This window comes from Marinibium conchae, assembly GCF_015595035.1.
Taxonomy (GTDB): domain Bacteria; phylum Pseudomonadota; class Gammaproteobacteria; order Enterobacterales; family Alteromonadaceae; genus Glaciecola.
Genome location: NZ_JADNRN010000001.1, coordinates 395,191 through 407,856 on the forward strand (window position 1 = coordinate 395,191; position 12,666 = coordinate 407,856).

A 12,666-nucleotide genomic window follows, 5' to 3' on the forward strand; every position below is an offset into this window, starting at 1 on the left:
CTAAGTTAACTATGCCAAGTTAGCTACATCAATCGAAGCAAGGCCTCTATTTAGAGGCCTTTTTCTTTTTAGGTTTCCACGTTTGCGGGCTATTGTGTGGCTGATTATCTGAGAAGCGTGTTAAGCCTTGTTGATGCTTCGGTGTTTTCCCTGAATCCGCCCCTTGTTTCTTGCCTTTACCCTTTGCATAAGCTTTGTTCACGCTGCGCTTTGCATATTCACGCTGTTGGCTGCCTTTCAATTCGTTGCGACTCTCGAAGGGAACTAAGCATTTAGGGCCATTACCAATGAGATGTCCCTTGCCCATTTCCTTCAAGGCTTTTCTGATCAACGGCCAATTAGCAGGATCGTGATAACGCAACAACGCTCTGTGTAATCTGCGATGTATTTCTCCCTTTGGTACCTCCACAACTTCACTTTTGTGATTCACCTTATGGATCGGGTTTTTGTTGGTGTGATACATGGTTGTGGCGTTGGCCATGGGCGACGGATAAAAGTTCTGAACTTGGTCAAGTTTGAAGTTTCGCTCTTTCAGCCAAAGTGCCAAATTCAGCATATCTTCGTCTTCCGTGCCGGGATGAGCAGAGATGAAGTAGGGGATCAAAAACTGCTCTTTACCCGCTTCTTTGGTGTACTTGTCGAAGAGTTCTTTAAAGCGGTCATAGGTGCCCATACCGGGCTTCATCATTTTGTCTAGTGGGCCTTTTTCAGTATGTTCTGGTGCTATTTTTAGATAACCGCCTACATGGTGAGTTACCAATTCTTTTACGTAGTTTGGATCTTCAATTGCCAGATCGTAACGCACGCCCGATGCAATGAGTACTTTCTTAACGCCCTCGACCTCTCGAGCTTTACGATACAAATCCACGGTAGGTGTTTGATCGGTATCCAAATGCCCACAAATATCGGGCCAAACACACGACAGTCGACGGCAAGTTTGCTCGGCTTTAGGGCTCTTGCAACGTAATTTGTACATATTGGCTGTTGGCCCACCTAAATCAGATATTACGCCGGTAAAGCCAGGTACTTTGTCTCGAATTTCTTCAATTTCGCGAATAATCGATTCTTCTGAACGACTCTGTATTACTCGTCCCTCATGTTCAGTGATGGAGCAGAAAGTACAGCCTCCGAAACAGCCCCTCATGATGTTCACCGACGTTTTGATCATGTCATAGGCAGGGATCTTGGCTTTGCCATAACTCGGATGTGGAACTCGGGCATAGGGAAGGTCGAATACGGCATCCATTTCTTCAGTTTCCAAAGGGAAGGCCGGAGGATTAATCCACACTAGTCTATCGCCATGGCGCTGCGCCAACGCTCTTGCACAACCGGGGTTAGTCTCTTGATGTAATATGCGTGAAGTGTGTGCGTAATGGGTTTTTTCGGCGCGAACAACATCGTAAGGAGGGAGTAATACGTAAGTCTTTTCCCAAGGTTTTCTGCGCTTGGTTTTTGAGGTGAACGGTTGTATTACAACAGGTTTCGCCTTTTCTGCATCCTCAGCTGCCTTTTTATCTTCTTCTGACTGCAAAGCACACTTGTCTTCAATCATTTCGTAGGGGCTAATAATAGGTTCAATTTTACCTATCGTGTCGACATGAGTTGAGTTAACGCCTTGCCAGCCTGGCAGCGCTTCTTTGCGGATAACAGCAGTGCCTCGAATGTCCTGCATTTGTTCAATCGTTTCGCCAGAAGCAAATCGATGCGCCATTTCTATCAATGGTCGCTCAGCATTACCAAACATGAGCATGTCAGCCTTAGAATCAAACAATACTGATCGTCTGACCTTATCCGACCAATAATCATAATGGGCTATACGGCGCAAGCTTGCTTCAATTCCGCCAATCACTACTGGTTTTTTATACGCTTCTTTGCAACGCTGAGTATATACCGTCACTGCTCGGTCTGGACGTTTGCCACCCTCGTTGTTTGGTGTGTAGGCGTCGTCGTGGCGAAGTTTTCTATCAGCTGTGTAGCGATTAATCATGGAATCCATGTTGCCAGCGGTGACGCCGAAAAACAGGTTTGGCTCGCCTAATTGCATGAAGTCATCTTTCGAATGCCAATTAGGTTGCGAGATAATACCAACGCGGAAACCTTGGGCTTCCAGTGTTCGGCCGATCACCGCCATGCCAAAACTTGGATGGTCAACATAGGCGTCGCCAGTCACGATGATGATGTCGCAGCTATCCCAACCTAGTTGGTCCATTTCTGCCCTAGACATCGGCAAGAATGGTGCGGGATCGAAGCAAGAAGCCCAATATTTAGGAAAAGAAAATAAGCTGCGCTCTGCCTTCATCCTTGGCGTTTGAGTTTTTCGTGACGTGGGCTGAACTGATGGCATGATGAAAGTGACCTTGGTATTTGGAGCTGCGAGCTGGCAACGGCTATTTCGAATTGTATTTGGATAATAACACGCTGGAACAATTTCGGGGCGACCAGCTTTCAGTGCGTATTATAAATTAAGCGCGGCAACATAACAGCAAAAACCTCTAGGCTCTACTACAAAAGGTCTGAATAGATTGGTTATGCCATAGCAGGCATATTATAAGCCTAGCCGCACAGGGCGGCATTACAAAATTACAAAGCGTGTGCTTGTAAGGCTTCATAGAATGGCATGACTTCATCGACTACTTTTTGCTGTTGGCTATTTAAAGTAAATGATTTTGAAAGCGATTTGCCAAAACCGGTCGATTTCTCAACACTATGATACCAATGCTCAGCCCACACTCCGTCACTTGCGCGCCTGCCAGTAGGCCAGCTCATCATATTTTCATCAAAAGGAAGGGCTAAAGCTTTGCACAATTTGTGCATTTTGTCTTGCGGGGCTGCTAAAACGTCGTTTGAGTCTATAACGGGTATGTTTTGCCCGGTCATCTGGCTAAAAAGCACAAAAAGTTCGTGCTGGCGCTTTATGCCAATATCTTCTGGACTGCATTCGCCGCGGCTATTGGTATAAGAGTTTACCACTTGCGCTGGGTCGCGAATTAAAAAGCAGTGCCGTAAGTCTTTCGCCCACTCAAAATCGTCTTTGTGCTCATTTGTGGTTAACATGTGTTGGGTCATGTGTTTTTGATATTGGAGGGGTGTACCACAGCTACCTTCACTCATGTTTTTAGCGACTAGCTCATAGTCGGTGGGTTGCGATGCAATCACCTCGTCAAACATGGGGTGCGGGCTTTGCGTTTGATTGAGATAGTAGGCGTAAAAGGGTTCATCGACAACACTACAATCCTGTCTGTTTTCCCAACTTCTCATCATCGCTGTAGAGATATTTCTTGGTCCCGACCACATGGCTATTCTAATTGTCATTTCTTGTCCTTTTTTACTTGCGTCTATATCGAGCTTCAGCAAGGTTGACTGGGATTGTTGGTTTGCGCTTGTCGGTGTTCTGCTTTTATTCGCTGCACATAAAGGCTTTCAAGTTTTTTAGTCATAGGGTTGCTAGGGTCGTCACCGATCACTCGTCCATCAATCATCGACACTGGCGTAAGCCCTGCAAATGTACCGGTAATAAATGCTTCATCCGCGCCATACACATCGGCCAGGGTAAAGTTCCTTTCATATACCGGCACTTGGTGTTCCTTACACACATTAATTACATTGCGGCGAGTAATGCCGTCCAAGCAAAAATCGCCCGATGACGTCCATACTTCGCCATCGCGAACGATAAAGAAATGGGTTGAGTTACAAGTAGCAACAAAGCCGTGGGGATCCAACATTAAGGCCTCATCTACTTGGGCTTTTGCAGCTTGTATGCAAGCAAAAATGCAATTGAGTTTGGAGTGCGTATTCAACTTTGGATCTTGCACGTCGGGATAACCGCGACGAACATGAGAGGTGAACAAGGTGACGCCTTCATTGGCGTCCATACCGAGCGGTTTTTTATGCTCAGCAATAATCACTATTGTGGCATCCGATATAGTCACTCGAGGGTCTTGATAAGGCGTCGCTTTTAGGCCTCTCGTTACCATTAATCGAATATGTACGCCGTCGTGCATGTCATTGGCTTTGCAGGTGTCGTAAATACGTTGTACTAATGCTTCTTTGCTTATACCGATATCCATATCGAGGGCTTTTGCACCATCGTAAAGCCTACGCATATGCTGGTCGATAAACGCCAAATACCCTTCGTGTAAGCGAATCCCTTCCCAAACACCGTCGCCGAGAATAAAACCACTATCAAAAACCGATATTTTCGCTTCGCTGCGGGGAAACAACTCGCCATTGATATTGATTAAGATTGAAGCGTTGCGAGGATCGTCAACATATTGATGTGTGCCCATAGTCTACTCTAGGTGTTGTTTTTCTCTACATTAATCGGTTTTGTCTCGCTTTTCTAGCTTTCTTCACCTCCACTTTTTAGTGAATTTATTGCCAGCAAAAGCTAGTCGATTCAACTTTTTTCTTCACCTGGGCGTATAGAGGCTTTGCTATGGTAGAAATCGCAAAAAGTACTAAGCTTCATAGGGTTAACGTTCGCCATAAAAGTAAAAATCGTAATTACATAAACACTTATTCGTAAGTGCTAAAGGAACCTGTATGTTGAACCAAAGAAACAAAACTATCGTGAATAAGCTATTAATCGGGTGTGCTGCTTTTGCAATGCTGCTAATGGGTGGTTGTGCCAATTATGATTACCCTGGCGAGCTTAGCCTAGGCGAAAAAATGGTGTCAGCAACGGGCCAGAGTCTGGAGGGTGACCTTGTCGTTATACCAAAAGATTTTGCGGGCGAAAAAACACTCCTACTGTTTGGATATGTACAAGACTCTCAATTTGATATCGACCGCTGGTTAATCGGCCTCGATATGACTGAAACGCCAGTAAATGTATATGAAATTCCTACTATTCAAGGAATGGCGCCACGCATGTTCAGTGGCTTCATCGACAACGGTATGCGCAAAGGCATCCCAAAAGAACTCTGGAAAGGGGTGGTTACGGTTTATGAAGACGGCGATAAAATTCAACGTTTCACTGGCAACATCAACCCTAATAATGCTCGAGTGATGCTTTTAGATGCCCAGGGCAAGATTCTTTACTTTTACGACCGAGGTTTTTCTGTTGCGGCCTTAAAAGAAGTACGAGTGTTAGTGGGTGTAGAGGGAAATGCGACGTTTTAGGGATTGAACATATTCTGTAAAGTGTAGTCGTATTTTGTACATGATATGTGTAATCTATGGCTTTTAAGGCACTCAATTAATGGATTATTGCGACGAGCTGATAATTTAAGATCTGTGTGTGCTGTGAAATCTAAGCCGCCAGCTGCGTTAACCTTATCAGCTCTATACGGAGATTTATGCAAAAACCAGAATCAGATTCAAACTCAAACTCATCAGGCGAAAACTCATCATCGCATGAGCATAAAACGCTAAGCACAAAACTAGCTTCTACCGCACCTAAGTCGGGCTTGATGAGCAGCAAACGTTTCCTTCCGCTTTTTGTTACCCAGTTTTTCTCGGCGATGAACGATAATGTGTACAAGAATGCAGTACTCTTGCTTTTAGTCTTCCAAGCCGCTAACGAAGGCGATGGTGCCTTATATTCGAATTTGGCGGCAGGTTTATTTATTCTGCCCTTCTTTCTTTTTTCCGGCATGGCGGGGCAGTTGGCTGAGAAGAATGAGAAATCAAAGCTAATCCGTATTATCAAGTTCTGTGAAATGCCTATCATGGTGATTGGCGCAATATCAATCTTTACACAGCTTATCTGGTTGATGTTAGTAACGGTATTCTTAATGGGCTTACAAAGTACCTTTTTTGGCCCACTGAAATACAGTATTTTACCGCAGCATGTGGATCGTGATGAGTTAACTAAGGCCAATGGTCTGGTCGAGTCTGGAACTTTTGTTGCGATATTGATGGGAACCATTTTTGGTACTTATTATATCACTCAAGAAGCGGGTTCAATCTATATCAGCGTGGCCATTTTAACACTTGCCGCTGTTGGTTATTTCAGCAGTCGCTTTATTCCTGTCAGCGCTGCGAACGATCCTAATTTACACTTCACTTTCAATATTTTTTCGTCTACCAAAGATGTGTTTAAAACCCTAAATCAGCAAACTGAATCAGTTGGCAAATCGGTAGTGGGTATTAGCTGGTTTTGGCTAATTGGAGCCATTATTCTTACTGCATTACCTAACTATGTTAAATACGAAATGGGTGGTAATGAGTTAGTAGTAACAAGTGCCTTGGTAGTATTCTCTTTGAGTATTGCCATTGGCTCATTGCTTTGCGAAAAGCTTTCAAGGTCGCGTATCGAGCTAGGTATTGTGCCCTTTGGAGCGATTTTGATTACAGTATTTTTGTTTTTGCTAAGTCAAGAGCCAAATATGGCGAGTTACAGAGTAATGCCTGAGCGCGACAACATCACGGCGGAAGATTTGCTTTCAATATCGGAAGTCTTTAGCACTGGCGATATGATTTATCATCTTATTTGGATGGGCGCTATTGGTATTGCGGCGGGCTTCTATACTGTGCCACTCTATGCTCTGATCCAACAACGTACAGAGGAAGACAGTCGCTCTCGCGTAATCGCTGCTAACAATGTGTTGAATGCCTTATTCATGGTTGGTAGTGCCGTACTTAGTATTGTTACGTTAACTGTATTGCAATGGTCTATTCCTGAGTTACTGCTTCTATTGGCAGGATTGAACTTGCTTATATCTATTTATATCTATACCAAGGTGCCAGAGTTCTTCCTACGTTTTGTTATTTATATTCTCGCTATATGCATGTACCGAGTGCGGACAAGAGGTGAACAAAATATTCCAGTCGAGGGGCCAGCGGTTATTATTGGCAACCATGTTAGCTTTGTCGATTGGATGTTTATTTTGGCCGCGTCACCACGACCCATTCGTTTCGTTGTATTCGCGCCTATTTACTACTCGCCTTACTTGCACTGGTTATTCAAAATGGCCAAGGCCATCCCAATCGATGCTGAAAAAACCAATCCTGTTGCCTTTAAGCGTGCTTTTGATGATGTGGCCGATGCACTAGAGCGCGGAGAGCTTGTTGGCATTTTTCCTGAAGGGAAGCTAACAGCTGATGGCGAAGTTGATACCTTTCGCCGTGGTATAGAAAAGATCATCGCGCGAAGCCCTGTGCCTGTTGTTCCTCTGCATTTAGGTGGCTTATGGGGAAGTATGTTCAGTCGAAAAACCAAATGGCGTTTGCCGCGTTTACGTTGGTCTTTAGTATCAGTGACGATAGGCTCACAAGTTGCCGCTGAAGATGTCGAAGCTGATGATTTACGTAAAAAGGTACTGAGTTTACAAGCAGAATATTCAGCCGATAATCCTTGATAGCGAATAAAAGTAGTGGAATAAAAAAAACGCGACACTTTAAGCAAAAGCAGTCGCGTTTTTTGTTCCCGATCAAGCTCTAGCTGGTTGGCGGCGTTTTCGGGCTATCCGTTGGAGTAGTATCTGCACCTAGCTTATCTTGTTCTTGCGCCTCTTCATTTCTCAAGTAACCCGCCGCTTCTTCATCAGCCTTTAGGTCGAGTCTACTATCGATATTTGCTTCAGGATCGAAGGCTCGGGATTGTTGGTTTATCTGATGTATCTGACTAGCATTCGATAAATCACGCTCGTTAGTAATGGCGGCAATAGCCTCACGCTCTCGCAAGAAGCCTTTGATTTCGTCTACTATTGCTCCCATTTCTTGTTCATTTTTGCTCATCGACATTATGAATCTTGGTTGCTCAAGGTTTTTAGCGCCACTGGTTGCAAAAATAGAAGTCTTTATACGCGATGTAATTATCCAAGGTGTAATACTAGAGCGCACTACGGTATTTTCAGAGCGGGTACTATCGTGAATCGACATACCGGTGGACAGTTTCGACTCGGTGTAGGTTCCTTCGGTTTTTAAGTACATCAACAATGAGGTGAAATGCAGTTCCCCCCAGAATAAATGTGATGCCGCGTCGAGGATCTTCGAAGCACTTTTCAGGGTTAACCAAGCAAACAAAGTAAACAAGGCAGAACTGAAGGCCTGTAATAGCAAGGTAAGGCTTTCTTCTGTTTTTGCGGCCTTCAAGCCTTCAAAAGCGCCAATGCTGTCGATAAGGTTCTGCCCCAAAAAGTAAAAGGCGATAGCGCTGACTACATAAAATACTTGGCTTACAAGCGATAGGATAGTTTTCTTGCCGTCTTGATCTGATGAGTTATCTTCTTCGGCTAAGGCGGGTTGAGTTTCGATCAATAGTTGACCATCGAAGCTTCCTTTACCATCTGATTGTTCATTAAGCTTAGGATCAAATTCGCGATAAATACGGTTAGGCATTTCTTTGTAGCGGCGATTCGCCAACACGATATTTTCGATATTGATGAAGATCTCATTAGGATGCACCGACTCTTGCATATTCTCACGGTACTCACTCACTTCAGTTTGCGGGGCTGCTTTCGCCATTCTCGCAAAAAGCAATGGCAATACAGCGGCTAATACTGCAGCAGTCGCAATGGCAAGAATACCTAAGTTAGCCCAAGCACTGAATATTCCTGAGGCTTCAGCAAAGACCGTTTTGGTTTTATCGGTAATATTGACTAACTCATCTAAGTAAACACCGGCGATAACAGGTACCAGAATGGAAAGCGCAAGTATGCCACCAAACGAGGCACCGCCTGCGCTTTTTAGTACGGTTTCGCGGTTGTTGTTTATCGCTCGCGCCGCGGAGGACCAACTTACGACAAGGTATAAAAGTAACAATATGCCCATGATTGGGAGAGCAAACAACTGAGCTGTCTCTCCCGCGAGGCCCGTGGTGACAATGAAGAATACAATTAAAAACGACACGATGCCGGTGATGAAGTTAATCACAACTCCTGCAATTTCTTGCGCCATTTTGCGCAAAGGATAAGGGAGAAAAGTGAGTTTGGGGAATATTGAATGCACAAAGCGCCCAAGAAAACCAACAGGTTCAATGAAGGTGGTGTTTTTTCTGCCCATCATCATTGAATGTAGTGTTTTCGCATCATATAGCAGAGCGTCACGTTCGAATTTCGCTGAATCTTGTTCTGAGCGAGACAAGTTGTAAGCGAGTGATGTAGGCACTGAGCGCCCGACGAAATAACGGAATAGTTGAAAAAAACCAACGCCAGTGTGGCGTGCTCCGCTTAACAGTAAGTAAAAACCAATGATGGCATAGGCCCAGCCTACGATCTTGTCTTCTTTCAATTCGCCAGCTACTTGTAATAGAGTAAATATACCGAGTAACGCAACTAGAATACCCGCAGCGGCTTTGAAAGTTCCTTCTTTTTTGAAGGGGTTTTTTATGCCAAGGGTTTGTGAGCCAAAATCATATGCCATGCAAGTTCCTTTTTAAATGAACAAATTATTTACGGTCAAGTCTACTGAATGCTGCATTGATGCGCTAGCACAAATCCATGAACTTGCTATGTTGCGATATCTTCGAGAATAAAAATCAATACCCTTCGTTTCGCTTACTATAAAATTTGCTCGTTATCTTTACTCTATGTTTTGAAGAATGATGTTGCAGCAGTATCTAATGTAAAGAACGATATTATAGATTTCTTCAACTACGGTTTTCCCCTATACTCTAGGGGAGCTACAGCACCTATTGAGAGCATTGAAGCATAATTTAATGCAACTGTGTTAACTTCACAGAAGATGCGTAGCGACGGAAACACTATAATTAAAAAAGGAAATACCATGAAAAAGCTCGTCTCAATTGTCTTTATATCTTCACTAACATTCTCAGCAGCTTCTCACGCCGAAGATGGTTGGTTCGGTTCTCTCAAAAGTATGTTGGGTTTCGGCGATAGCGCTGAAGAGCAAGTTGAAATGCCTGCTATGCCATCTGCAGATGGTTTAATGGAGTCTCTTCAAAGCAGTTTGGGTGTTACATCTGAGCAAGCTGAAGGCGGTATGGCATCCATCATGAACTATGTAAAAAACAACGCTTCAGAGGGCCAGTTTTCTGAGTTGTCTTCGGCCATTCCTGGTTTAGATTCAATTATGAGCTCTGTGCCGAGTATTGAAGGTTTGGGTTCAAGCGACGCTTTATCGGGCGTAATGAGCAAAGTATCTGAATACAGTGATTCACTGAAAGGTATCAATGAGTTAAAGCAGCAGTTTGAAGCATTAGGGTTAAAACCAGAAATGATCATGGGCTTCATTGAGCAAGCAAAAGCTTATTTGGACACAGAACAAGGTCAAGCAGCCAAAGAACTGCTCACTAGCAGTCTTGGTGACTTTGATCTCAGCTCCTTCCTATAAGTCTTAGCGAAAAGGCTTGGTAAGTCTTAAGTGAAAAAACGACTAAACAACGCAGCCCTTAGAGGCTGCGTTTTCTTTAGCTTGATTTTTGCAAGCTAGCTAGAAAAAGGCTTCGGCGGTGGATTCATTATTACTACGCAAGATAAGCACTTCCGACTTATGTTCATTCAATGAATATACGCAACGACTCGCACAGCAAAGAACTAGAATAGGGCAAATATGACTTTTAGTGCTTTGCTATCTGCTTTTTTTGGAACTAACGCTGTTGAGATTATTGCAGCAATATCAGGCTTTATTTGCTTGGTGCTATTAATAAAGGTGAATATTTGGAATTTTGCCTTTGGTTTCGTGCAAGTTACCCTTTATGTGTGGGTGTTTTATCAGGCTAAGTTATATGCCGATTCAGCCTTGCATATTGTTTATATGGCCTTACAAATATACGGTTGGTGGAATTGGTCGCGTCATGCAAATGCTAAAACAGGGGTAATGGTAATGAGTATGCCCTATCAGCTTATTGCTTTGTGGGCCTTAGTGGCAATAGTCGCAAGCGCAATTGTAGGTGGCTTACTGCAAGTAAATAGTGATGCGAGCTATCCTTATCCTGATGCTTTTACCACCTGTGCTAGCTTGGTTGCCTTTGTTTTAATGACCAAGCGCTACACGGTCAATTGGGTTTTCTGGATTGTCGTTGATGTGGTGGCAATATTTGTCTATTTTCAAAAGGCTTTGTACCCAACCGTGGCGCTGTATAGTTGCTTCTTAGTAATGGCTTGTCTAGGTCTTTATACTTGGAGCAAACAAAGCCAAAGTGCCTATGGCGACGATGATAGCCAGAACCAAAGAGTATAGATTACTGTATCCATTCTTTTCCCTGAATAATAAGAATAAATTAACTCGCTATGAAAAACGATTGTTGTGATATTAAGAAAGTTGTATTTATGGGCGCACCGTCTACAGGTAAATCAACCATTTGCCAAGCTGCTGCAAAGCATTATAAAACCGTGCATGTAGATGAATATGGTAGAACGTACTGGGAAGAAAACCAAAGCGACCGACGCTTAACGCCGGAGCAACTTTTGCATATTGCCCAGGAGCACATTGCTATTGAAGAGCGAACACTGCCGCAAGCCAATAAATATCTGTTTGTGGATACCAATGCACTTACTACTTGGCATTTCGCGCTGGATTACCATAATTCGGCCTTAGCAGAATTGTGTCGCCTAGCAGATGAAAGTAAAGAGCGATACGATTACGTTTTTCTATGTTGCGACGATATCCCTTTCGAAGATACGTGGGAACGCTCTGGAGATGTTAAACAAACTGAATTTCAACGCTTCATAAGCGAAGAGCTAAATAAGAGAAACATAAAGTACACCGAGCTTAAAGGGAGCGTTGAAGAGCGTCTACAACAGATAATAAAAACACTGCCATAATTCGCCACCAGCCACCAGCCACCAGCCACCTGACCTCTGCTAGTGCTTGCATTTGATTAGCACTTTTGTGAACATAACAACGCGCCTCAGTAATACGCTTGGGGCAGTAAATACGATACGCAATTTCAACTTCATTTCTATAAGAACATAGAGCCGAAGTAACACGATTTGAAACTGCCATTTGTTTGTTAGGACGTTACCACTGGCTAGTTGTAAACGGGCTAGTGGATATTAATAATAAAAATGGACAACACTATGATTTATAGAAAAATGCCGCTCAACAAGAAGTTTTATAAGCTCTTTCAACACAATCCTTACATATCAAGGTTAAATTGCGCCTTTAGGGCAGTGGCAAAGTCTGCTAGCTATGCGCTAAAAGTAAGCTTCGTGTATGCGGTGCTCTTCGGTGGCGCAGCCCAGGCGCAAGACCGCTCCAAAGAAATTGATGTGATTTACAGTAAGTTAGTGTCGGCCTTGCCTACGGAAGGCGTCTTAATGCTATCGCCTTACGCTGATAGCCTGCAAATCTTTGGCGATGATATAAAAGCCAGTTACAACAAAGAAAGTGATGCTATGGGTGGCGTAGCTCTGGAGATAGAAACCAAACGAGGCAAGAACCCATGGGATGCTGGCGTATTCAATGTCGCGGGCGCTGAAATCAAAAAAGGTGACGTTATTTACATGGCTTTCTTTGCTAAAGCATTGGAGCTTCCGAAAGGTAAAGAGAGTGCATTAATAAAAAATGTGGGCGTGCAAAAAGGTACCGAACCATACACCACAGTGATTGGTAAAGATTTCTCTCTTAGCCAGCAATGGCAGAGTTTTGCGTTAGCTGGTGTTGCCAACGATAGCTATAAGGCTAATGAGGCACAGTTGTCGATGCAGATAGCAACCGCAAAGCAAAAAATTGCGATAGGGCCTGTGTTTGTATTTAATTTAGGTAGCGATGTTGACCCAAGCACCTTACCCTTTATTAGCCAATAATATCTCTACCCAA

10 protein-coding genes are annotated in these 12,666 nt (G+C 43.7%); 6 read left to right on the forward strand and 4 right to left on the reverse strand.

All coding sequences use genetic code 11. From position 1 onward, the window contains the following. Positions 1 to 46: 46 nt before the first annotated feature. The 3 genes from ISG33_RS01655 to ISG33_RS01665 all read right to left on the reverse strand — a co-directional run bounded on the left by ISG33_RS01655 (position 47) and on the right by ISG33_RS01665 (position 4,286). Positions 47 to 2,344: a YgiQ family radical SAM protein gene (locus tag ISG33_RS01655; RefSeq protein WP_195731831.1), complete on the reverse strand. Its 2,298-nt coding sequence runs from the start codon at positions 2,342 to 2,344 to the stop codon at positions 47 to 49. A 236-nt stretch (positions 2,345 to 2,580) separates the two neighbouring features. After that, on the reverse strand, positions 2,581 to 3,312 hold the full coding sequence (locus ISG33_RS01660) for a sulfotransferase-like domain-containing protein (protein WP_195731832.1): 732 nt from the start codon (positions 3,310 to 3,312) through the stop codon (positions 2,581 to 2,583). 35 nt (positions 3,313 to 3,347) lie between these two features. Beyond that, entirely contained in the window at positions 3,348 to 4,286 is a 939-nt protein-coding gene (locus ISG33_RS01665) for an aminotransferase class IV (protein WP_195731833.1), read from the reverse strand. Positions 4,287 to 4,605: 319 nt separating this feature from the next. Between ISG33_RS01665 and ISG33_RS01670 the strand changes: the two genes are divergently transcribed. Both ISG33_RS01670 and ISG33_RS01675 read left to right on the forward strand, forming a co-directional pair. Continuing rightward, positions 4,606 to 5,121, forward strand: a complete 516-nt coding sequence (locus ISG33_RS01670) for a hypothetical protein (RefSeq protein ID WP_195732976.1) — start codon at positions 4,606 to 4,608, stop codon at positions 5,119 to 5,121. A gap of 290 nt (positions 5,122 to 5,411) precedes the next feature. Further along, the gene (locus ISG33_RS01675) at positions 5,412 to 7,301 is read left to right on the forward strand and encodes an MFS transporter (RefSeq protein WP_195732977.1); all 1,890 of its coding nucleotides are present in this window, start codon (positions 5,412 to 5,414) and stop codon (positions 7,299 to 7,301) included. 79 nt (positions 7,302 to 7,380) lie between these two features. Here the strand turns inward: ISG33_RS01675 and ISG33_RS01680 are convergent, their stop codons facing one another. Further along, the gene (locus ISG33_RS01680; protein ID WP_229333416.1) at positions 7,381 to 9,306 is read right to left on the reverse strand and encodes a hypothetical protein; all 1,926 of its coding nucleotides are present in this window, start codon (positions 9,304 to 9,306) and stop codon (positions 7,381 to 7,383) included. A gap of 363 nt (positions 9,307 to 9,669) precedes the next feature. Here ISG33_RS01680 and ISG33_RS01685 point away from each other — a divergent pair, with 363 nt between their 5' ends. The 4 genes from ISG33_RS01685 to ISG33_RS01700 all read left to right on the forward strand — a co-directional run bounded on the left by ISG33_RS01685 (position 9,670) and on the right by ISG33_RS01700 (position 12,653). Next, positions 9,670 to 10,236, forward strand: coding sequence for a DUF2780 domain-containing protein (locus tag ISG33_RS01685; protein WP_195731834.1), 567 nt, complete (start codon positions 9,670 to 9,672; stop codon positions 10,234 to 10,236). Between the two features lie 219 nt (positions 10,237 to 10,455). After that, positions 10,456 to 11,085: a nicotinamide riboside transporter PnuC gene (pnuC, locus tag ISG33_RS01690; RefSeq protein ID WP_195731835.1), complete on the forward strand. Its 630-nt coding sequence runs from the start codon at positions 10,456 to 10,458 to the stop codon at positions 11,083 to 11,085. Between the two features lie 50 nt (positions 11,086 to 11,135). Further along, entirely contained in the window at positions 11,136 to 11,669 is a 534-nt protein-coding gene (locus tag ISG33_RS01695) for an AAA family ATPase (RefSeq protein WP_195731836.1), read from the forward strand. A gap of 255 nt (positions 11,670 to 11,924) precedes the next feature. Continuing rightward, complete coding sequence (locus tag ISG33_RS01700) at positions 11,925 to 12,653, forward strand: hypothetical protein (RefSeq protein WP_195731837.1); 729 nt, start codon at positions 11,925 to 11,927, stop codon at positions 12,651 to 12,653. Positions 12,654 to 12,666 lie beyond the last annotated feature (13 nt).